Raw genomic sequence first — 19,330 nt, 5'->3', positions numbered from 1 at the left:
TGATCACCTTTTTTCCTTTACAAGGATGGTCAATGTTTTGTCCGCTTCATCGTCATTAATTGGCGGTTCGATAATGTCAAATATGCGATTGTTATATTTAATCCTCATCTCTGCTGTTATTCCCTCAGTGTAGTGAATAACAAATCGAGAAGTAATTGTTGCACGCTCAGAACCTGCATTTACATACTCAGATCCTTTTAAAGTTTTGATCATTGCCCAAGCTTTTTTGTATTCAATCCAGTCTTTTCCGATTTCCTGCCCCAATTCATCCTTCAAAGATTCTAATTTTAAGAATGTAATCCTGTGTCTAAAGGACCCTGAATTGTAATTAGGATTATATTTAAATGGTTGCATCTGTCTCACCCTCTAGCTTAATTTCCTCAAGTGCTTTATCAATTGCTAAGTTATTAATTTCAGTAAGAAAATTTGTGCTAAAGAACTCTAGAGCATCATTATAAACATACCTAGAACGTTCAAAAACTAATTCCTTAAAATCAGCATCATTATTAATATCATAATTACCACATCTTTTATTTAAGGCTTTAACAGACGCAGAAAGGATGCGTCTTAGGTTATCATCTTCATGATCACCCAGGTGCATCCTTCCCTTAAACTCTATTAGAATTTCATCAGTGATGCTCATTGACATCACTCCTTATTTTCTTTTCCTGCTTTAGCTTCTTCAAGTTTTTCCCTTAGCTTTTCAAGGCCAGTGTTAGGATGTACGGTAACACCAAACGATTCCAACTCTTTCCTGATAGTGGATTTCTCTTCTTCTTCCGCCTTTTCTTTTTCTTCTTTCTCTTTTAATTCACGAGCCGCTTTTTCTTCTTCTGTTTCTACTTTTTCTATAAAAATCTTTCTATGCTCAGGATGTACTGTAGACAATTCTTCTATACGATCTTTAGTGGGTTCATAACCCTCAATCGGAAACACATCACCTTTACGGTAAACAATATTATTATTCTCTTTATCTCTAAAATCATTAATTACCTGATATGGCATATTACATCATCCTTTCATTAAACTGATGGAGTTGGAGCAGAAAATTTAATATCTAAATCGTATACAAGAGCCGCTTTATTATCTTTTGGCTTACCATTTGCAAATTGTTTAATTGTATAGAGTGTAGCATCTTCCATAGCTAATGTTTGATCAAACTTTTTAAGTTTGTATCCACCAGCAATAGCTGCAATATATTCTCCTTTAACAAAGAACAATGCTTTATTTGCTGGAATTTCTTCTGATTCCACAACTTGAATGTTATATGGTAAAGCAGTCACCCATTGACCACTAGATGTTTGGATTGTGTTACGGAATTGTACACCAATTGCATCAATTGGATTTACGACCATAACAATTTTACCGCCGACTTTACGTGATTTGCCTTTTGCATTAGTAGATAGTGCTTTTACGACTTCATAAAGTTCACCAGCAACAATTTCACCATACTCTGAAGGAGCAAAGGTTAGTGTACCCGATGATGTTTTGTCAGTTACTGCACCTGTTTCAGCATCGACATTTTTCATTAAACCAATTGGCTCTTGTTGTGCAGATCCACGACCATTCACAAATCCATATTCAAGACCGACTGAATATGTTTCTATAAGTAAAGTACGGACATATCGCTCAACCCATACAGGTCCAAGTTCTAACATGTCATTTGGAATAGCTGCAAATGATGTTAATTTCAATTGCCCGATTTTCTCTGAACGAAATGCAGCATTAACTTGACCACTGATATCTCCAAAAATTTCTTTCCAAGCGTACGCTTTTGTAGCATCGGAATAGATAAACTTAGTAACTGCGCCTAGATCTTGCAAGCCCAAAGCATCAAGTAATGGATGAGCGTTTACTAGATCCTCAAATACTCGCTCTTGAGTAGTTTCAGGAAGAATAGAATCATCTTTGAAACCTCCATCTTGAACAACTGCATTAAAGAATTTACGCTCTTCTGAAGTTAATACATTTTGTCCACGTGCAGCTAATATTTGAGCATCGTGAATTTCATTACGAGCATCATTTGCAATTTTTTCTGTTAAGTCAGTTTGAAGTGCTGTAAACATCTCATTAAATGCATTTTCTAATTGCTCTGGTGTCGAATTTTCATCCTTTACAACATTCATATAAGCTTGTTTTTTCGTTTCGAAATTTTCCATTGTACCTTTTAATTTCATCGTCATTTACGATTACCTCCAATTTTTTAGATATTAAAAAAAGCGTCGTCTTTTTGTATTAGACGGCACTTGTTCCTGTGGGTTATTCGGTTGTATCTGTGCTGCGTATTTTGCAACTAATCCTTCCTTGAAGTTTTCAACTTCATCATCTTCATCTTCAAGTTCGGCGATTTCAATTTCATCAGCTATCGTGTCGGCAAATCCTAAAGCAACTGCTTCATCTGCATTTAACCAGGTTTCATCTTTCAACAACTCTGTAAGTTCATCATCATTTCCAACGAAACGATTACGATAAGAAGCTGTTACTGCCTTGTCAATTTTACGCAAATCTTTGGCAGTTTTTTCAAATACCTCCGCGTTTCCATACTCAAAAGTACTCGCTTGATGAATCATCATCATAGTATTGCTTGGCATGATGATTTCATCCCCTGCCATTGCTATGATAGATGCAGCACTTGCAGCCCAACCATCAATATGAACTATTATTTTTGCTTTATGGTTTTTAAAATATTTCCAATTGCAATCCCATCAAATGCGGAACCACCGCCACTATTGATATGCACATGAATTTCATCAACGTCAGCACTTTCAATTTTTTGCAGAATACTTTCAGCGCTATTTCTCCAACCACCGATATAACCGTAAATAGATAGTTTTAAACCCTTTTCAGCTTGATTAACAATATCAAATCTTTGCTTGAAATTCAGGATTTTATTCAAATCAAATTTGTTCATTATCTTACCTCACCTCCTTCAACAGAATCTGCAGATTGATAGTTTTTCGTAATAACAAACTTGTCCAACTCTGGATCATCAGAACGTTCAGCACCAAACAATTCTCTCACCTCATTTCTAGTGAAGGCACCTGATGCAACTAATTTGTCCACCGCTTCTGCATGATCGATTAAATCTTTTTCGGTAATACCTTTAACCTCAATCCGATCTCCTTTTAAATATGCCTTTTGATCGATTAATTTATTATTTAATTCGTCTTTGATTTTCTTTAGCAATGGTCCAATACAGAATTTTATATATGCTTTAATGCTAGTTTCATATTCTGCTAGTTCTCCATGAACTAATGCATTAGGAATCCCAAGAATGTTAGCCACATCATCTACCAATGACCTCTTTAATTTTGTTAGTTCTTCCACAGATTGACCATTGTTTTCTCCGCTATAAACCTCTTCGTAGTTAAAACCTTTTAGCATGGGAACAAGTGCAACAGAATTATTTCTAAACGAATTAAATAGCTTATCAATAAAGTTTTGTAGTTTGGTTCTGTTTTTATCTGTAAGATCTTGAGTGGAGTCCATTCCAACTTTTCCACGAATTTGGTTTTTTCTTAAACTAACTTCTATCATTCGACTAAAAAGGTTTGCAAAATCATCAAACATACCATCCATAAACTTTGATAACTTTTCATTGTTATATGTGAGATAGATTACCTCATCCATATTAAATGAACGTTGGAAAGTATAATCCTTAACAGTTACATCTTTGAAAATGTCTGGATAAACTGCATATTCTACACGAGTAAAACTATCAGCGATTAACAGATCATTATTATCAGTAAGAATCACCAAGACTTCATTTTCATGAATCAATTCATAAATGAATTTTTGCCAAAAGTCTGCTGCTGCTTGGTCAGTGTTAGGTCTTACATTCAATAAATAATGCCAATCATTCATTTGCCGTTTACCGTTTTTCATGATTCTAAAATCAGATTGGCTAATTGTACGGCCAATAAAATTTATACATGTTTCTAAAGCCATTTTTTTCAAATAAGCACGATGAGATGTTTCATAAGTCAGGTCTAAATCAAGCATCCATTCTAGTTCGCTATTTCGCTTTAACACGTTATTTAACCATCCCATTTACATGATCACCCCCTCCCTAGAAGTTCAAAGCATCTAATGCATCTAATGCATCATCAATATTCACTTCATCTTCAAGAATGTTATCGGCTTGCCATAATGCGTACACAAAAGCTGTAAAACCATCTGTCTTCCTTCGAACTTCATCTTTTTTCAAGAAATCCTTATTCCCATCATTCTTGACCTTGACTACAATGTTATTTGTGTTCCATCTCATTAGTGGATTGTCACCAAAAATAATACGTTGTTGAGCAAACAGCATTTCAATTCTAGGTGCAAGTTTTGCATAAATCGCATGTGGATTCTGAATGTATAAAACATGAAATCCTGCATCTTCTAATGCCTGCTTTACAATATCTAATCGAAATGTGTCGCCAATAATCGTGTTTAAACCATACTTTTCTCTCATTTCACAGAAATAATTAACCATGTATTTAATATCGATGACTGGTCCATCAAGTAAAGTAATAAGGCCATCTTCTTCCCATTCTTCAATAGGAGGTTTTAATTTAGCTTCTTTTATAAATTCACGTCTTGCAAATTGATGGCTATCCCAAATATAATCATCACCATGTTTAAAGAGGACTCCACAAGCTGTAAAGTCTTTAATATAGGAAAAGTCGATTGCTCCTACACATGTCTTTCCCCTTAAAACGTTATAGGGAATTGGTCGGTTCGTCGCTTCAATATCTTTCCAAGAAGCTATCCTAATCGTATTATCTTCTTGAGGAAGGTTCATCCTTTTAGCCATGAACTCAGGACGACCAGACGGATCATCTTCTAAATCGAGATATTCATCCATGATCGTATCAAACAATTCTTCAGCGTAAGGACTTCTTGGTTTACTGAACATCGGATTAGCCTTTTCCCATAGTTCTGGATTGTCCACTTCGTCTTTATTATCCATTTTGCATATGAAAACAAAACGATTTTTACGCTTGCTTCCACCTTTCAAAATATCTAAACACTGCTCAATAAATTTATCAAAAAAACCACCACGGACATGACCGTTGGTGGAAATATAAATTCTTCTTCTATGCTTTACTTTACCCAGACCAGAACTCAATGTATTTATAAGTTTGGTATCTTCATATATGTGCCATTCATCAAATATTAAACAACCAGGACGACCACCGTCCTTTGTGTCAGCGTTAGAAGTTCGAAACTTAAATTCTGAAAGAGTTGATTTTCCAGTAATTTTAGTTTTGGTCCAAGAGAAAAATTTTTTCATGAGAGCCTTATACTTTTCCTTCACGTTATAAACTTCTTTAACAGAAGTCTCTGCTTGGTCTTCACTGTTAGCTACAACATCAACGTTATATCCTTCAATTCCATGACCAGGACTTATGAAGTAATCAGCTAGTCCAGAAATCAAACCGTTCTTCCCATTACCACGAGCAATAACAATTACAATATCTTTATAAAATAATTTGTCCCGTACTTTATATTTAAGAAAAATAAAAGCAATGATAAACTTCTGAAATGGCTCTAATTTGAAATACCACTTCTCTATAAAGTTTATACATTGCTCTATTTGTTCTTCATCAAAGTAAATGTCATCTCTTATAAGAACCTCAGATTCTAAGTGTTTCACTAAATCGATACGCTCTTGATTAAAAATAACCTGGCCTTTTCTCCATGATTCAATATACTCATCTACATACTTTTGATGAATCAATATAAATCACTGACTTCTGGTTCGTCATTATCCTTTTTCTCATCCTTAGGTAGTTCTGGCACATATAACATTTCAAATTTAATCGAATTTTCAAGAGTAATTAGTGTTTTTGTGAGCTTATTTAATTCATTTAAGGCAGGATTTGTTTTAGTAAATTCTTGACTTGCATTAATAGTAGTTGTCATAACACCAGTTTTATTGATTGCACTTTGCAGCTTTCTAATTTGCTTTACAATCGCTATATACCGCTTTACTTTATCAACTTCTAATAGATCATCTTGATTAATTCGATTCATCAATTGTTTTTCCAAATCAGCTATTTTTACGACTCCACTCACAAAAACACCCCCCTTCTTTTTTTAACCCCCTAATATAGCAGCTGATTTTTCAATTTTTTTGGACGAAAGACTCCCCCTTACCGGTGCCCCTAAATAGATTTTTTGCAAAACCTTTTGACCCGGGGGGTACTACCATTTTTCATCATGCGCCCATTTATTTTCCTTACGAATGAAACCATTTCTAAAATACCTTCCATGCTTTTTGTTATGACAGTTAACACAAAGTGTCTCTAGGTTATCATTCTCTAGCGCAAGCTCTGGATAATCCTCTAACTCTTTGATGTGGTCCACAACCAATTGAATCTTCTTACGCTTAGCACGTTTACTGTATTCGTTTGTATCTATGGATACTTTACCTTGTCGTTTACATTCCTGGCATTCATAGTTATCTCTCGCCTTAATCTCTTTACGCTTAAGCTTCCATTCCTTCCCATCGTAGAACTTTCGTTTTTGTTCGCGTGTTTTGTATTCAGGCATTACTTACTCCCTCAACGAATAACCGCATGATAGACAATCTTTCATAGTATGCCAGAGTTTACCGTCAGCATAGAAATCATTAGTATCTAACTCTTTACCACAAGATGGACAAACAGATTTATCAATCTGTTCCAGTTCTTCTGCTAATGCATTCATATGCTTAGCAATTGCTTTAAGCTTTGCAACAAAAGTCTTTGAATTAATATCAATAGTTAGGGATCTACCTGCCATATAAAACAACTCCTTAACCTTACTTTTCCTCTACAACAACTGTCGCATTATAAAGAATTATTCTTTTACCATTGAATTCAAACTTTATTTTATCTGAACCAGTTGCACCACCTTTTGAATCTGTCTGGTTTGCAATATCAATCTTTCCTTCATATGTCCTAATCACATTGCCAGCATTATCATACACAGTGACTATCCTATCCAAGCCACCGCCATATTCAGATTTCATATCCTTCTTTGCCCGTTCTAAAGATGAACACCCAGATGAAACAACTACAATTGCAATTAATAAAATTAATAGATTAAAATACTTTTTCATTTCCTTCTCACCCTTCCTCCTACTCTTTTAAACGTGTCACGATTAGTTCCCATAATATCGTGCCAATTAACTTTCTCCTGTTTTGTCTTAGATTTTTCTTTCTTATTTCTAGCTGCACGTCTAAGTTGGTTGAACTTACGAATAGAATCTTTACTCAAATGATCAGCAAGTTTCATTTGTTCACCTTCTTTTTCACATAATAAAAAGACACCCACGAAGGATGTCTTTTTAAATTACATATAACTTGTTCTTGATATTTTTTTTTTTAATTCTTTACTTACAAAACTAGTTACATTTCTCTCAATTTTTTTATTATTTGCCACAATGACATCAGCGATTTTTTCTAATAAAGAAGATGAAACACCTTCATGTTCTTTTAACATCTCTATAATTTCTTCTTTTCGTAAACCAAGATTATTCACATTAACCACCTCACTTTCATCTACTCAATTCGACAAAAGGAGATAATTTCCTTCAAAAATATAATTTAAGCTATTCCTTACTTCGGTGAATAGCCTAACCGTCCCGATCCATTCCTTTGTAGCTGGGATCACTACACCAGGAGGTGGTAAAGTTACAATGTGGTGTCACGTACACTCAGATTGTAACCAGGAATGGAGTATTTAAAAGAATCAACTATCGCTGACCCTTTTATCAGTTTTCTATACTATTACTATAAACTGTTTTGTATATAGGTTACAGACATACAATTCACTGTCAATTTAGTGAAAGATTCATAGTTTCAGCGAATTTAATCATTCTTATCATTTCAGCATGCTTTTTATAAATATAACTAGCACTATAGTTTAATTCCTCTGCAATACTCTCTAGTGTCATACCGTCGATGTATTTCATTTTAAGTATCTGATTATCCAGTCCTTTAAATGTATTGACTAATTGAATAAGCTTTTCACGTTGTTCTTTTTTAAATGTAATGTCATTTTTGATTTTTTCAATTACTTCTTCTACTTTCGCTCCTAATGAATCTTCTTGTAATTTAACTTTTGCTAAATCACCCGATGTCCATCGTTTAAGCTCTATTTCAGTTTGTTCAAGATTAAATTCAAGATAGGCTAATTCTTCTTCTAATTTTTGATAATCTTTTAACCACTCATACAAACAAAAACACCTACCTTCTAAGTAAATATAAGAAAAGGTCAAGTATTTTCTATAAAATGCGTAACCATCTGTAACTTCTGTAACCGTCTCAAACCCTTGATACGACTGAATTTCTAATGGTTTTCTAGGTTACGGGTTACGCATTTACCCCCTAATTTTCTTATATAGAATAACTTTTTTGTTTATTTATATATAATATTTTTATAAGAAAGTGATTTTATCTGTAACCGCGTAACCGTACCCCTTAAACCCTTGATATGACTGACTTTTCATAGTTACACTTATCTGTAACTGGTTACGCATTTAACTGTAACTTTGCCTATTTTTCGCTAAAATGGTCACGTTTTTTGCCATTTTCGTGACCAAAAAACGGTCACGACACTTTGACCAATCCTTGATACGACTGGTGTCATTTTTTCTATTTGACCGTTTTTTGGTCAAGCGCGAAAATTATTGATCGCAAAAAATATCAACTTTACTTTTTAATCTCTTATTTTCTTCTAATAATTCCTCAACAGTCTGTACAACTTCATTCATTGAATCTGTATCAAAATAGAAATCGTTTTGTTCTGCACGTTCGATTTCATTTTTCCAAAATTGAATTTTTTCATTTATATCCATAATGTCTACTCCTCACTAATGAATAATCTTTTGCTCTTGCCATCGACCTTTTGAACAACTGTCCCAAATCCAAATAACTGTTTAATCTGTTTACTAAAGCTGATATTGCTTACAGCTTGATATCCATTTTCTGAACAGTAAAGTTTATATTGAATGTAGATATCTCCTACAACACTTCTTTCAAGATCGACATCTTCATTATTAACAAAGCTAATAATAGGATTATTTTCTTCCTGGTATTTTTTAAGCTCCGTTTCAACTGCTTTCGATTTCGTAAACTGCTTATTCTCTAGCAACCTTTTTAAGCTTTTTAGTGCAAGATTAAGTACATACTGCATTGATTCATCTGAAAGAAGCTTATCGGTTATAAATGGATCATAGTCTTCATCACTCGCACTAAATTTTGCTTTAAAAGGTACAATTTGCAATCTCCTCCCTAATCCATCGGTGTAATCATTAATTCTCGGCATTTCATTGGCGGAAAAAATTAACTTTGCATAGTTAGTAAAATCAAATGGATCCTTACCTTTTCTCTCGACGTTTAATGTCTCACCAGTAGAAAGCTTTTTGAATATCGATGATTCCTTAATATATCCTTTTGAAATATCATCACCTATGTTAACGAGTTTTCCGAACAACTCGGCCGTTTTAAACCGTTGGTCTAATTCATTTAAATCCAAGGAAGCAACGTTATCTACACCAGCAAGCTTTCTAATGATTTTAAGGAATGAGGACTTTCCATTAGATCCATCACCAGTAAGAATGAATGTTGCAGCAAATTCATTTCTTCTAAATAAAATGTAACCAAGAATTTCTTCCAAAATGGCACGAATCTTTTTATCATTAACTGCCATTTTATTTAATGTTTTATCTGTCACTTCATAATAAGCATCTTTAATGTATGCAATCGGTATTTTATTTCTCGTAATAATTTCTGGTGTAAAATCTTCAAGTTCCCATGTATCTAGATTAAATACTCCATTTTTCACTACGACATATTTGGTAGATGAGAAATGTTTATCTTTTGCTTTCAGCTGCAGGTAAGCGAGCGTTTCTTGACGTTGCATTCTTTTTAATGATGGAATATGTTTAATCATTGCTTCTTCAATGTCAGATTGATGATCCGAATAAACACCATCTTTGTATATATGTAAAATGTTTGTGATTTTACATATATGATGTTCATTGATTAGGTAATCACCGAACTTTTCATGTTGGAAAGAACCCTTTATGAAAAAGGATTCTTTCATAAATGCATCATCACGTAAGATTATGTTTAGTTCAGACTGTTCAACTGGCTCCTCTAAAATGTATTGATTGATGATAGAGATTGTTTCTTTAATATCATTCTTGGCCATACCTTGTGATTGCATTTTAAGAATATAAGTAAATAACTTATCATTTCTACCATCACCTTCACCAAGATTATTGAGATTAGGATTTTTCTTATGATAAGGATATAACCAACTAGGTAAAGGATCATGTTCATTTGCTTTGCGTAACCATTTTCGAGTTTTCCCATCAATCTTTAGTGGGTCTGCAGTATTTTTTATACCTAATTTATAGTCACACATAATGCCAATGTTCGAGTACCATTTGATCTTATTTGCTGTTAAATCATATCCTTTAAAATAAAAATGCATCCCTCCGGTTGTCTCCAAAACAGAACACTGTATATCCTTGTCTTCTATGATGTCTAATAATGTTTCAGCTTCGTCTATGTCATCAATATCAACCATGATGTAATCATCTTCTAAAATACCAACATAGGATTCTTCTTTTCGTGCAGTATGATAGGATAATAGTTTTGTACCATCTTTAAATTTACTAGCTGCATGTTTACCGTTTCCTTTTAAATAACCTTTATACACAAACTATTCACCTACTTTCTAAATCAAACTCATCTTTCATTATTGTTTCCTAAAACAATGTTTGCTGATAAAATCCAGTCTCTGCTGCTACTGGATTAATCCAAAGAACTTCTTGACGTTTTGCCCCAGCTTCTGCAGCGACATCCATTGTTTCTCTTTGCCAATGATTTAATCTTTCGTCATATATATGATGAGCATATCCGGAAAGAAGAACAGGACCAGGATGGGCATCTAAGACTTCCAATAATTCAATATGATCATCAATTGTCATCTCATGTTTATAATGACGTTTTGTTCTTGTCTCGATAATGTAAGGAGGATCCGCATACACAAGGACTTCTTTCCTTTTATATCTTTCAAGAAGTTTAGCAGCTGGTTGATGTTCTATTTGTGCTTGTTTAAGTCTTTTTGCTACAAGCATTATCTTTTTAGGAAGTTTACTCCATTCTTTCGCAACATCGGGTCCGTTGGATGAAATAAGACTTCTCCAACCTGTCCTATCGCTTGTTTTGGCACCAATAGCCTGCCAACACCTCACTAAAAATCTCCTTGCATCCTCTATTTCATTACCTGTTTCAAATTGATAAGATTTGTAATATTCCTCTCTTGAAAAAGGAGTCCATTCGATACAAGTTGCTAGTTCACTCGGATAATCTCGAATAATCTTAAATAAGTTAACCACGCTGCTATCCATATCATTTATAGTTTCAATTCGAGAAGGAAACTTATTAAAAAACACTGCTCCGGATCCAAAGAAAGGTTCAAGATATGTTTTATGATCAGGCATATGACTAATAATCCAATCAGCCATACTCCATTTGCTGCCTGGATAATGCAAAATTCTTGGTATGGACATTTTGATTTCCTCCTTCCTATCATTGCTATGTTGCTTTATTCATCCTTCCCCAAGAAATCATTTATTCGTTTCACTGCCAAATCCCAATACCACCAATAATCTAATTTACCTGGTATCTTCATTCCATTAACATCATCATTAACAATGAAACATCGTTCTGGAACAAAAGATATTTTTTCAGAAGAACCATTTTTAACTTTCATTAATTCCTTATCATTTTCATCTACACTTGCAAAAACACGGAAAACTTTTTCATTCATTCTTTTGGTCCCATAACGAGCATAATCATATTTATTACTGATCTTAACGATTTTTTGAAACTTAATTAGATCCTTACATCCGAATATGGTTTCTTCGGGATCGATGCCTTTTACAAAGTAATTAACAATTGCTTCATTAACAATGGGTAAATCATTATCCAAGTTATTAAGCTTTTTTACATATGAACCTTTTGATTTATAGTTACCGTCTTCATCTACCAGAATGTAATTGTTCACATCTTTTTGAATAACTTTCACGAAGTTATCGAACTCCAATTCCATCTTGGTTCGTTGTTCCCACTCATAACAAATATCATCAATCAGATCATAATCATCTTCTTTGTACAATTTAACTAAAACACCGTCCGTATTTGATTGGATGATTTGACAATATTGTTCAAGCTTTTCAATTAAATCAAGTAAAAGAGTCATTCCACCGATACAAACATTGTTTGCTTGTAACGGATCATAGAGTCCATTATATTTATCTTTCATTGCGCCATATGTTCCATTTATAACAATCTTAAGATGTGCCTGACGTTTATCTTTAGCTGCCTTATATTTAAGTCTGGTATCTCTTATTTCACGGAATTTATCAGGATTTTTTACATTCCTACTAAGATAACCATACTCAATCATTAACGCGGGATAATAACTGGCCACATCAATATTAATAAAAAATCCTGTACCATAATAATTTGGTCTAGCGCCATGTAATCCACCCCAGGCAAATAAATGTGGTACACCTGCAATATCAATATCTAATACTTTGTCATAATCACGATTTTCTTTGTAGAAATCTAAGACTTCAGTATATTTATTGATTTGTAATGTAGGTGGAAAAACAAAATTAAATTCATCATTCCTTGGTAGCTTGGGTTGTTTTGCTTCAAGAATCACTGCACTAAGTTGCGCTTTAGTTTTGGAAATGTTTCTAATCGGAAGATTAAACATTTTAAGCAATTCTACTTGTGATTCAAATTCAGATATATTAGCTGTAAAAATGTGCATCGTTTCATGTACATCGTGACGGCAATATTTTATTACTTCCTCGATTTCTTCCTCTGTTAATTCCCTATCGATAGTAAAGTCAACAGATGATTCACGAATATCATGTCCTTGAAACCCTTCAAGCTGTTTTAAGGATCTCAGTTTATTAGTCATGACATCAAAATTCAGTAGAGTTATTTTCCAAAAGTCTTTATAAAACTTCCAACCTGGTTCTTTTTTGACAATGATCCATTCATTTATTTCTTGAGGAGTAAAACCGCATATAATAGCTTTTAAAATATATTGGTCATAGTGTCGTGAATTATATCCAATCCAAATGTCTTTTTTATGTTCATTGTAAAAGTCAATCAAAGCCTTTTCATTATTGACAAATACTCTTTCCGATTTAGTATCTGTGTCAGTAATAACAACTAACCAATCATATTTAAATACCTCAAAGTCATAAAAGAGCATAATTTAATCACCTTTTTGTTTCTTTCGTTCACCCATCTTGGCATATATTTCAGCGATAATAATTCCTGTCTTAGTCAAATCAGCGTTAATGGATATTAAATGATTTTGATTTAAATGACCAAGTTGCACTCTAGTGATCAGCTGTAAATTTTCTAATGAAATGTTTTGCTTGTTACTGTCTAAAAATATAAGGCAATGTCCTTTAGGAACAGGACCATATTTCTCTTCCCACACAACTTGGTGTTTTGGTCTCCATCGTTTATGCCAGGGGCCATCATCAGATACCTTAATCAAGATGTATCCGCCGTCATCAATTCTTTCAGTGCCGATGGGTTTATAATTAATTGACTTTTGACCCTTTTTGAATTGAGTGGAAATCCCTCCAGTAGTGATACCCCTCTTGCCTTTGTTAAAAGGAGTATTGCCCTTTTTATAACGTGTATTAATTCCATTTTTCAAACCATTGTTTTTCATATACGCTCTAATTTGACTGACACGTAAATTTAAGCCAAAATGATCATTAACAAGTTGTGTAAGTTCCATGCTTGTCCTACCCTTAACATTTTCACGTATAAATTTAGCTTGTTCCGGAGTATAACTATGCCCCATACTATCCCTCCAACATTTTAGGTTTTTGAAGGTCTTTTGATTTATATTCCGTATGGAATTTTTGTGCTTTTAATACTAACGTTCCATTTAAAACGATTTGGTTTGCGATACTTGTAACAGCCCTTGCACGTTCGATTTCTTCTACTAATTCCTCACCTTTAATATCCTCGTCACTTAAACGTTCCAACTGTGCAAATAAATGATTATTTAAATCACCAAGAGTATTTTTCATTATATTCCCTCCTAAAATAATAGGGAGCTAAGCGCTCCCTGTTATTCAATTATTCAACTTCGAATACTTCTACAATTTCAAATGTGTCAAAACCACCCTTGTTGGTACCTTTTTCAAGAAGATATTCGAATTGACCATCAATTTCTTCATGAATATCTAGGATTAAATCAGCATATTGTTTGAATGATTTAAACTCCACATCATCCTTTTCACAATCCCACAAAGCACGAAGCATTTCATTGTTTTGATGCACCTGTAAACCAAAAGCTTTATCATTTTGTGGCTGCATTACTTTGTTATAGAAAATACGTTGGTTTTCAAATTCCCCAGCAACAACTTTGAACCATATTGTTAACATCGGATCACCTTTTTTAGATTCCGTTAACTCTAACTTTTCAACTGCAACTTCATATTTACCATCTGGAAGTGGTTCAAAATCACCGCTTCCACCGTTTTCTTCAACTTCCTTTACATCAGCTTGCAAAGACTCTAAATCTACTTGTTTATCAAATTTGCTCCAATCGAATGCCATAATTATTCAACCTCCTCATTTTTTACAGAAACAGTACCAGTATTATCAACGCTATATTTAACACCTTCATGTTGTTCCTCTGGGACTTCTTCTTTCTTTGGTTTAGATTCCATGATTTCTCTTGCTGTATCAAAGCTGAACACTAAATCGATTAAAAAATAAGTACCGTATTTATTATGTTTTTCACTGATTTTGAAAGAAGTTAGATATATATCTTCCTTTGCTTCCTCGACTAACTTTTCAGCTTCTTCACGACTGTCAGCATAGTGTTGTTCCTTTGTATTTAGTTCTTTAACTGGCATTTTACATTTCTCCCTTTATATATTTATTTTGTGTTTCTTTATAAATTGATTAGTGGTTATTTGCACACGTACTAACCCAATTCCAAATAGGAGTCTTACTGAACGAAAAGTATATGGCCTATTAGCATATTGGAGACTACCAGATTGATAATCTCTTTCTTTACGAATCTCTCGTAATCTCCAATATCGTTTTTTTCGTTGCTTATTCATTAACCACGGTTTCTTCGAGTTCTACGTGTACGAGTTGGTTTGTCTTCCTCTTTATCTTTTGGGCTATCTTCTTCACCTGGTGGTGTATCATCTTCAACCGGCTTACGTGATCTACGCTGACGTTTTGGTTTTTCTTCGGATTCAGTTTCTTCTGCAGATTTACGAGAACGTCTTTCACGCTTAGGTTTTTCTTCCTCTGCAGGTGGTTCTTCAACGGTAATAGTTACCCCATCTTCGTCTTCAACCTTAATCACTGACTCTTTATCCTTCTTACGCTCACGTTTAGGCTTGTCCTTTTCCTTAGTTCCTTTCCCTTCTTGAGCAGCCTTTAATTCTTCAATAAATGCATCATATTCAAGTGGAATTGTATCTACTTGCCAATCGTAACGACCACCACCGAAAACATTTTGCTGCTTTTTAAGTTGTAAAAATCTTTCATCGTCGGAATTTACATAAGCACGTAATGTTAAATCAACAGTACCAGTAAGAAAATTAGCAGTTTTATCATCAACATTTGGTTTAAAAGTTGTGCGCTTTCCCCCACCTTTTAGAGTGATTTCTGTTGCAATCTCCTTGCTGATATAAATTACTTGATAACCTAATGCTTTTAATCGTTTAATAGCATTATTAAATTCTAATTTAACTTTGTCCCATCCTTTACCATAACCGCCATCAGATTCATGCTCCCAACCATTTTTATCAAAGACATACACCCTGCAGTGATCACGTAAGTCTTCAACTAGATCCAATGCAACTGCTTCAAAATCATTCTCTTCTGTCTCCAAATCATGAATAGCATCTAAGAAAACATCCCAGGCTAATTTACGTTCAGTAATTCGTCCTTTTTTAGTAACCTGATCTTTAATTCGAATGACAGGTGCAGTAGTGTTATCTGTATTACCATCAGTATTTAAGAAAAGCACATTTGGAAATTTATCTACAAATGTTGATTTACCAACATAAGAATCTGCATAAATCCAAAAGTCTGGTTTAGTATCAATTTTTCTTTCACGACGTTCATTTTTAGGTAAGGCCATTAATATCTCTCCTTTTTCATCTTGAATAGCTTCTAAATAATTGGGCTTGAATCGTGGATTACAACTAAAGCATTTTCCACTTTTATTTCTTTTAGAAAAATCCTTTGAATCTTCGATTTCTCTAATATTGTTTTGAAAATATACAGTTTCCATTTCATTGAATTCAATCGGCACAAATTGCAATGCACTTGCTTCAACAGTCTCTACAATCCGTTTGCGAAAATGAAATAAATCTTCATCCTTTTTCTGTTTAATACTTGTCTTAGGAACAAACAAATATGCTAATCGTTTAACATCGAATCCATCTTGCTCTAAGTAGTCTTTATAGATATGTAGCTGACCCGAATCTAGATAGTTTTTAACATTATTAGAGTATTTAAAGTCAACCACCATACATGTATCATCTGGAGCCTTTAGGATTAAATCAACATACCCAACGTAATTAGGATGATCGATTTTGTATTCATGGATAAACTCGAATCCTTCAAATTGATTTAGAAATTCTTTCACCTTTGGAATCAATATTTCTAACTTTAAAGCTTCTTCAACAATTGCATCCGTCAATACTGGAAAAGCATTGTAGTATTCATTTATTGCCGTTTCAACATCATGTTCAATTCCAGAGTGAAGAGCATGTCCAATAATCAGTGGATTAGCTGCATTCGTTAAATCCTGAATTTCTGTTAATCTATCAATGTATTTCAATTTAAAATGATAGGGACAATCATTGAATAGCGATACTCGACTATAGCTGTATTGAGTCATTGTTTCACCACTTTCAATAAAGCAGTATTAGAATCCTCAACACATTTTAAATAGCTTTTAAGGTCGCTCACGTCCTTTTTATCAATAAGTAATTCATTCCTATGGATAAAAAGTAAAGCTGATAAAATGCTATGAGAATACCCCTTAAATCTCCATTTTTTTGATGTGGATTTATCTACAGGGTTTAAAACTTCCTCGTATCGTTCAATAACAACATTCATACTGTCATACTCTTTAATACGAATATTTCCAACCGTTAAAATAACCCTTTTTTCCTTTATTTCAGTCATCAAAACCACCTCGCTTTCCAAGACTCAAAATCCTTTGGTCTTAAAATATAAGCTTCTCCACCAGAATCTTTAATTTTCCGAATGTTATAGAGTTGTAGTTTTGAAGGTGTCCCAACATCCGTTTTTAATTCAATTCCATGAAAGGTACCATCTATACAAGCTAATATGTCTGGAATGCCTTCTTTGGTGTACTGACTCCCTGCCCAATATTTCACGTGCCATACATCATGTTCTTTCAAAAACTTAATTACTTTAGCTTGAAACTGTGATTCTCTCATTTAACTCACCTGTCAATCTCATGAATGCTTCTTTATCACCATCATCTAGTGCCTTATCAATGGCATTCTTCAAGTTGAATACCTCAATTTCTTGGATTAATTGGTCTATTTCAGATGGTTCATTTTCTTTAATAATTGAGCTAGACCCTATTACACCTTTTAATGCTAAATACGAGTAGAGCAGACTAGCCATTTGATCTCTTTTTTGTTCAGGATTCATAACACTCACCTCATTTCACTTTGATTGTGAGACTTGCACTTCTATTTGTGATTTTCGGATAATCTGTCATAAGTTCTGCAAATAGTTCTGGCTCTTCATTTTTCAACCTAGTTGTATCTAAAGATTTACTTGTACTTGCTGCTGTTCGAGTGATTTTCAATAAATCATTATCAATTGACTTAATTCCAAACTCGTCCATTGCTTTTCCTAGATCCTCTTTAAGCTTGGTTGTTTGTTCTTTTAATAATTTTTCTTGTTGAATATGTTGAGCAACATTAGCCATCAACAACATATGCTTGCTTTCAAATGCTTGAATTTCATTACTCATTTACATTTCCTCCTTCTCAAATAACGCGTCTGTATAATCTTTTCTTTCTTTCAAAACATCGAGCATTCGCCACTCAATTGATCCAGCAGTTAACAGATAATAATAGAAACATGGTTTATCTTGTCCTATCCTATGGATCCGTTTCTTACTCTGCTCAAACAACTCACTTTTATCGGTAAGTGTGAAGTAAACAATTTTATTTGCTTTTTGTAAGTTCAATCCCATAGCACCTGCTTGATATTGAATTAAAGTGACACTATTTTCATATTCTTCATAAGCTGATAGATCTTTTAAATCGCCATTTACAGTACTAATTGGTTTATCAATCATGTCTACAAGAGAAGCATATTCCTTCTTAAAGTTGTAAAAAATGATGATTCTATCGTTTGTACTGTCTATAAGGTCCTTTAAATAATGAAGTTTGTTTTGGTTATAAGAACCTGCCAGTTGACGTAGGTATAACTTTTTACTTGTAGGAGTATCACCAATTAGTAAATCTCCTCCTATTTCGATAATGTGATCTTTTGCAAATTGTTGATATTCCTTAGTACATGGTATTTTTACTATCTGATCATTGACTTTTGGAAGGTCAAATACTTCCTCTGTTTTCATAAATATTGCCCCATGTTTTTTTAACTTAGCTTTTAATCGATCAACATTTTTATATCCAGTGATTTTATATTTTTGATTTAGATCGTCCCACTCCTGGACTACAAATTGTTTCAAAAATAGTTTTTTATTAATCTTCCAACCTAAAAGGTGTAACTGACTCCATAACTCTTCATATTTTCCACCAGTCGGTGTTCCAGATAATAAAATCACGTTGTCAGCATTAAGTTTTAGAATATATTTGGTACGATTGGATGATTCATTTTTAATCATTGATGACTCGTCCAGCATGAGTGTGAAATTTTTTAATTTAAGTAATTCCGGTCTTCTCCAAACCTTGTCATAGTTGATTATTAAGACAGATTCAGGTGGGATTTTTTCAATCTTTTGTTGATCAAAAACAATGACATGGTATCTATAGTGATCTTCAAAATGTTTTTTCCAGTCATCAATTTTTGACTTTTGACATATTACTAGATTGAATGGTGTATTTAGTTCCCACATTTTTTCTGAACCTACAAAAGTTTTTCCAAGACCCATATCTAGATAGTAAGCAACTCGATTATTTTCATAGGTTTCATTTAATGCTCTATCCTGGTGTGGAAAAAGTTTTATTGCTATCACCACATTTCAT

28 protein-coding genes and 1 pseudogene are annotated in these 19,330 nt (G+C 33.6%); all 29 read right to left on the bottom strand.

Annotated features, from left to right (window positions below):
- Positions 1 to 3: 3 nt before the first annotated feature.
- Positions 4 to 354, bottom strand: coding sequence for a phage head closure protein (locus tag I5818_RS05970; protein WP_078109228.1), 351 nt, complete (start codon positions 352 to 354; stop codon positions 4 to 6).
- Complete coding sequence (locus I5818_RS05965; RefSeq protein WP_078109229.1) at positions 341 to 649, bottom strand: hypothetical protein; 309 nt, start codon at positions 647 to 649, stop codon at positions 341 to 343. The genes I5818_RS05970 and I5818_RS05965 overlap by 14 nt, the downstream gene beginning before the upstream one ends.
- Positions 649 to 1,005 (bottom strand): hypothetical protein, encoded by a 357-nt coding sequence (locus I5818_RS05960; protein ID WP_078109230.1) that lies wholly within the window; start codon positions 1,003 to 1,005, stop codon positions 649 to 651. Before I5818_RS05960 ends, I5818_RS05965 begins: the two co-directional genes overlap by 1 nt.
- A gap of 17 nt (positions 1,006 to 1,022) precedes the next feature.
- Complete coding sequence (locus I5818_RS05955; protein WP_078109231.1) at positions 1,023 to 2,183, bottom strand: phage major capsid protein; 1,161 nt, start codon at positions 2,181 to 2,183, stop codon at positions 1,023 to 1,025.
- Positions 2,184 to 2,210: 27 nt separating this feature from the next.
- Positions 2,211 to 2,911, bottom strand: a pseudogene (locus I5818_RS05950) (head maturation protease, ClpP-related).
- A complete protein-coding gene (locus tag I5818_RS05945; protein WP_078109233.1) occupies positions 2,911 to 4,050 on the bottom strand; it encodes a phage portal protein in 1,140 nt (379 codons plus the stop codon). The pseudogene I5818_RS05950 and the gene I5818_RS05945 overlap by 1 nt, the downstream one beginning before the upstream one ends.
- Positions 4,051 to 4,069: 19 nt before the next feature.
- A complete protein-coding gene (locus I5818_RS05940) occupies positions 4,070 to 5,728 on the bottom strand; it encodes a terminase TerL endonuclease subunit (RefSeq protein WP_078109234.1) in 1,659 nt (552 codons plus the stop codon).
- Positions 5,725 to 6,066, bottom strand: a complete 342-nt coding sequence (locus I5818_RS05935; RefSeq protein WP_078109235.1) for a P27 family phage terminase small subunit — start codon at positions 6,064 to 6,066, stop codon at positions 5,725 to 5,727. Before I5818_RS05935 ends, I5818_RS05940 begins: the two co-directional genes overlap by 4 nt.
- Positions 6,067 to 6,195: 129 nt before the next feature.
- A complete protein-coding gene (locus I5818_RS05930; RefSeq protein WP_078109236.1) occupies positions 6,196 to 6,543 on the bottom strand; it encodes an HNH endonuclease in 348 nt (115 codons plus the stop codon).
- A 3-nt stretch (positions 6,544 to 6,546) separates the two neighbouring features.
- Entirely contained in the window at positions 6,547 to 6,774 is a 228-nt protein-coding gene (locus I5818_RS05925) for a hypothetical protein (RefSeq protein ID WP_078109237.1), read from the bottom strand.
- A gap of 19 nt (positions 6,775 to 6,793) precedes the next feature.
- Positions 6,794 to 7,093: a DUF5052 family protein gene (locus I5818_RS05920; protein ID WP_058006475.1), complete on the bottom strand. Its 300-nt coding sequence runs from the start codon at positions 7,091 to 7,093 to the stop codon at positions 6,794 to 6,796.
- A complete protein-coding gene (locus I5818_RS05915) occupies positions 7,090 to 7,269 on the bottom strand; it encodes a hypothetical protein (protein ID WP_078109238.1) in 180 nt (59 codons plus the stop codon). The genes I5818_RS05920 and I5818_RS05915 overlap by 4 nt, the downstream gene beginning before the upstream one ends.
- Positions 7,270 to 7,326: 57 nt before the next feature.
- Positions 7,327 to 7,515, bottom strand: a complete 189-nt coding sequence (locus I5818_RS05910) for a hypothetical protein (protein ID WP_078109239.1) — start codon at positions 7,513 to 7,515, stop codon at positions 7,327 to 7,329.
- A gap of 295 nt (positions 7,516 to 7,810) precedes the next feature.
- Positions 7,811 to 8,212, bottom strand: a complete 402-nt coding sequence (locus I5818_RS05905; protein WP_058006472.1) for a DUF1492 domain-containing protein — start codon at positions 8,210 to 8,212, stop codon at positions 7,811 to 7,813.
- A 450-nt stretch (positions 8,213 to 8,662) separates the two neighbouring features.
- Positions 8,663 to 8,833, bottom strand: a complete 171-nt coding sequence (locus tag I5818_RS05900) for a hypothetical protein (RefSeq protein ID WP_169846860.1) — start codon at positions 8,831 to 8,833, stop codon at positions 8,663 to 8,665.
- 5 nt (positions 8,834 to 8,838) lie between these two features.
- Complete coding sequence (locus I5818_RS05895; protein ID WP_078109240.1) at positions 8,839 to 10,704, bottom strand: DNA primase family protein; 1,866 nt, start codon at positions 10,702 to 10,704, stop codon at positions 8,839 to 8,841.
- A 49-nt stretch (positions 10,705 to 10,753) separates the two neighbouring features.
- Positions 10,754 to 11,560 carry a DNA adenine methylase gene (locus I5818_RS05890; RefSeq protein WP_078109241.1) on the bottom strand — a complete coding sequence of 269 codons (807 nt, stop codon included), beginning with the start codon at positions 11,558 to 11,560 and terminating at the stop codon, positions 10,754 to 10,756.
- A 35-nt stretch (positions 11,561 to 11,595) separates the two neighbouring features.
- A complete protein-coding gene (locus I5818_RS05885; RefSeq protein ID WP_078109242.1) occupies positions 11,596 to 13,284 on the bottom strand; it encodes a hypothetical protein in 1,689 nt (562 codons plus the stop codon).
- A 3-nt stretch (positions 13,285 to 13,287) separates the two neighbouring features.
- Entirely contained in the window at positions 13,288 to 13,893 is a 606-nt protein-coding gene (locus I5818_RS05880; RefSeq protein ID WP_078109243.1) for an HNH endonuclease signature motif containing protein, read from the bottom strand.
- Position 13,894: 1 nt separating this feature from the next.
- Complete coding sequence (locus I5818_RS05875) at positions 13,895 to 14,125, bottom strand: hypothetical protein (protein WP_078109244.1); 231 nt, start codon at positions 14,123 to 14,125, stop codon at positions 13,895 to 13,897.
- Positions 14,126 to 14,174: 49 nt separating this feature from the next.
- Positions 14,175 to 14,657: a DUF669 domain-containing protein gene (locus I5818_RS05870; protein WP_078109245.1), complete on the bottom strand. Its 483-nt coding sequence runs from the start codon at positions 14,655 to 14,657 to the stop codon at positions 14,175 to 14,177.
- 2 nt (positions 14,658 to 14,659) lie between these two features.
- Positions 14,660 to 14,959, bottom strand: coding sequence for an organic solvent tolerance protein OstA (locus tag I5818_RS05865; protein ID WP_078109246.1), 300 nt, complete (start codon positions 14,957 to 14,959; stop codon positions 14,660 to 14,662).
- A 15-nt stretch (positions 14,960 to 14,974) separates the two neighbouring features.
- Complete coding sequence (locus tag I5818_RS05860) at positions 14,975 to 15,169, bottom strand: hypothetical protein (protein ID WP_139358034.1); 195 nt, start codon at positions 15,167 to 15,169, stop codon at positions 14,975 to 14,977.
- Entirely contained in the window at positions 15,169 to 16,971 is a 1,803-nt protein-coding gene (locus I5818_RS05855) for an AAA family ATPase (RefSeq protein WP_078109247.1), read from the bottom strand. Before I5818_RS05855 ends, I5818_RS05860 begins: the two co-directional genes overlap by 1 nt.
- Complete coding sequence (locus I5818_RS05850; protein ID WP_078109248.1) at positions 16,968 to 17,261, bottom strand: hypothetical protein; 294 nt, start codon at positions 17,259 to 17,261, stop codon at positions 16,968 to 16,970. The genes I5818_RS05855 and I5818_RS05850 overlap by 4 nt, the downstream gene beginning before the upstream one ends.
- Positions 17,261 to 17,539 (bottom strand): nuclease, encoded by a 279-nt coding sequence (locus tag I5818_RS05845; protein ID WP_078109249.1) that lies wholly within the window; start codon positions 17,537 to 17,539, stop codon positions 17,261 to 17,263. Before I5818_RS05845 ends, I5818_RS05850 begins: the two co-directional genes overlap by 1 nt.
- Positions 17,514 to 17,759, bottom strand: coding sequence for an IDEAL domain-containing protein (locus I5818_RS05840; RefSeq protein ID WP_078109250.1), 246 nt, complete (start codon positions 17,757 to 17,759; stop codon positions 17,514 to 17,516). The genes I5818_RS05845 and I5818_RS05840 overlap by 26 nt, the downstream gene beginning before the upstream one ends.
- A 10-nt stretch (positions 17,760 to 17,769) precedes the next feature.
- Positions 17,770 to 18,087 (bottom strand): hypothetical protein, encoded by a 318-nt coding sequence (locus tag I5818_RS05835; RefSeq protein WP_078109251.1) that lies wholly within the window; start codon positions 18,085 to 18,087, stop codon positions 17,770 to 17,772.
- Positions 18,088 to 19,311, bottom strand: a complete 1,224-nt coding sequence (locus tag I5818_RS05830; protein WP_078109262.1) for an SNF2-related protein — start codon at positions 19,309 to 19,311, stop codon at positions 18,088 to 18,090.
- Positions 19,312 to 19,330 lie beyond the last annotated feature (19 nt).

Source organism: Heyndrickxia oleronia, assembly GCF_017809215.1.
GTDB classification, from domain to species: Bacteria; Bacillota; Bacilli; order Bacillales; family Bacillaceae_C; genus Heyndrickxia; species Heyndrickxia oleronia.
The sequence above is the reverse complement of the archived record's forward strand: the minus strand, read 5'-3'. Positions and strand labels throughout refer to the sequence as shown.

Excerpts from the sequence above, each read along its gene's own strand:
- I5818_RS05970 (WP_078109228.1), bottom strand. The coding sequence starts at position 354 with ATGCAACCATTTAAATATAATCCTAATTACAATTCAGGGTCCTTTAGA.
- I5818_RS05965 (WP_078109229.1), bottom strand. The coding sequence starts at position 649 with ATGTCAATGAGCATCACTGATGAAATTCTAATAGAGTTTAAGGGAAGG.
- I5818_RS05960 (WP_078109230.1), bottom strand. The coding sequence starts at position 1,005 with ATGCCATATCAGGTAATTAATGATTTTAGAGATAAAGAGAATAATAAT.
- I5818_RS05955 (WP_078109231.1), bottom strand. The coding sequence starts at position 2,183 with ATGACGATGAAATTAAAAGGTACAATGGAAAATTTCGAAACGAAAAAA.
- I5818_RS05945 (WP_078109233.1), bottom strand. The coding sequence starts at position 4,050 with ATGGGATGGTTAAATAACGTGTTAAAGCGAAATAGCGAACTAGAATGG.
- I5818_RS05930 (WP_078109236.1), bottom strand. The coding sequence starts at position 6,543 with ATGCCTGAATACAAAACACGCGAACAAAAACGAAAGTTCTACGATGGG.
- I5818_RS05925 (WP_078109237.1), bottom strand. The coding sequence starts at position 6,774 with ATGGCAGGTAGATCCCTAACTATTGATATTAATTCAAAGACTTTTGTT.
- I5818_RS05920 (WP_058006475.1), bottom strand. The coding sequence starts at position 7,093 with ATGAAAAAGTATTTTAATCTATTAATTTTATTAATTGCAATTGTAGTT.
- I5818_RS05915 (WP_078109238.1), bottom strand. The coding sequence starts at position 7,269 with ATGAAACTTGCTGATCATTTGAGTAAAGATTCTATTCGTAAGTTCAAC.
- I5818_RS05900 (WP_169846860.1), bottom strand. The coding sequence starts at position 8,833 with ATGGATATAAATGAAAAAATTCAATTTTGGAAAAATGAAATCGAACGT.
- I5818_RS05890 (WP_078109241.1), bottom strand. The coding sequence starts at position 11,560 with ATGTCCATACCAAGAATTTTGCATTATCCAGGCAGCAAATGGAGTATG.
- I5818_RS05885 (WP_078109242.1), bottom strand. The coding sequence starts at position 13,284 with ATGCTCTTTTATGACTTTGAGGTATTTAAATATGATTGGTTAGTTGTT.
- I5818_RS05880 (WP_078109243.1), bottom strand. The coding sequence starts at position 13,893 with ATGGGGCATAGTTATACTCCGGAACAAGCTAAATTTATACGTGAAAAT.
- I5818_RS05875 (WP_078109244.1), bottom strand. The coding sequence starts at position 14,125 with ATGAAAAATACTCTTGGTGATTTAAATAATCATTTATTTGCACAGTTG.
- I5818_RS05870 (WP_078109245.1), bottom strand. The coding sequence starts at position 14,657 with ATGGCATTCGATTGGAGCAAATTTGATAAACAAGTAGATTTAGAGTCT.
- I5818_RS05865 (WP_078109246.1), bottom strand. The coding sequence starts at position 14,959 with ATGCCAGTTAAAGAACTAAATACAAAGGAACAACACTATGCTGACAGT.
- I5818_RS05860 (WP_139358034.1), bottom strand. The coding sequence starts at position 15,169 with ATGAATAAGCAACGAAAAAAACGATATTGGAGATTACGAGAGATTCGT.
- I5818_RS05855 (WP_078109247.1), bottom strand. The coding sequence starts at position 16,971 with ATGACTCAATACAGCTATAGTCGAGTATCGCTATTCAATGATTGTCCC.
- I5818_RS05850 (WP_078109248.1), bottom strand. The coding sequence starts at position 17,261 with ATGACTGAAATAAAGGAAAAAAGGGTTATTTTAACGGTTGGAAATATT.
- I5818_RS05845 (WP_078109249.1), bottom strand. The coding sequence starts at position 17,539 with ATGAGAGAATCACAGTTTCAAGCTAAAGTAATTAAGTTTTTGAAAGAA.
- I5818_RS05840 (WP_078109250.1), bottom strand. The coding sequence starts at position 17,759 with ATGAATCCTGAACAAAAAAGAGATCAAATGGCTAGTCTGCTCTACTCG.
- I5818_RS05835 (WP_078109251.1), bottom strand. The coding sequence starts at position 18,087 with ATGAGTAATGAAATTCAAGCATTTGAAAGCAAGCATATGTTGTTGATG.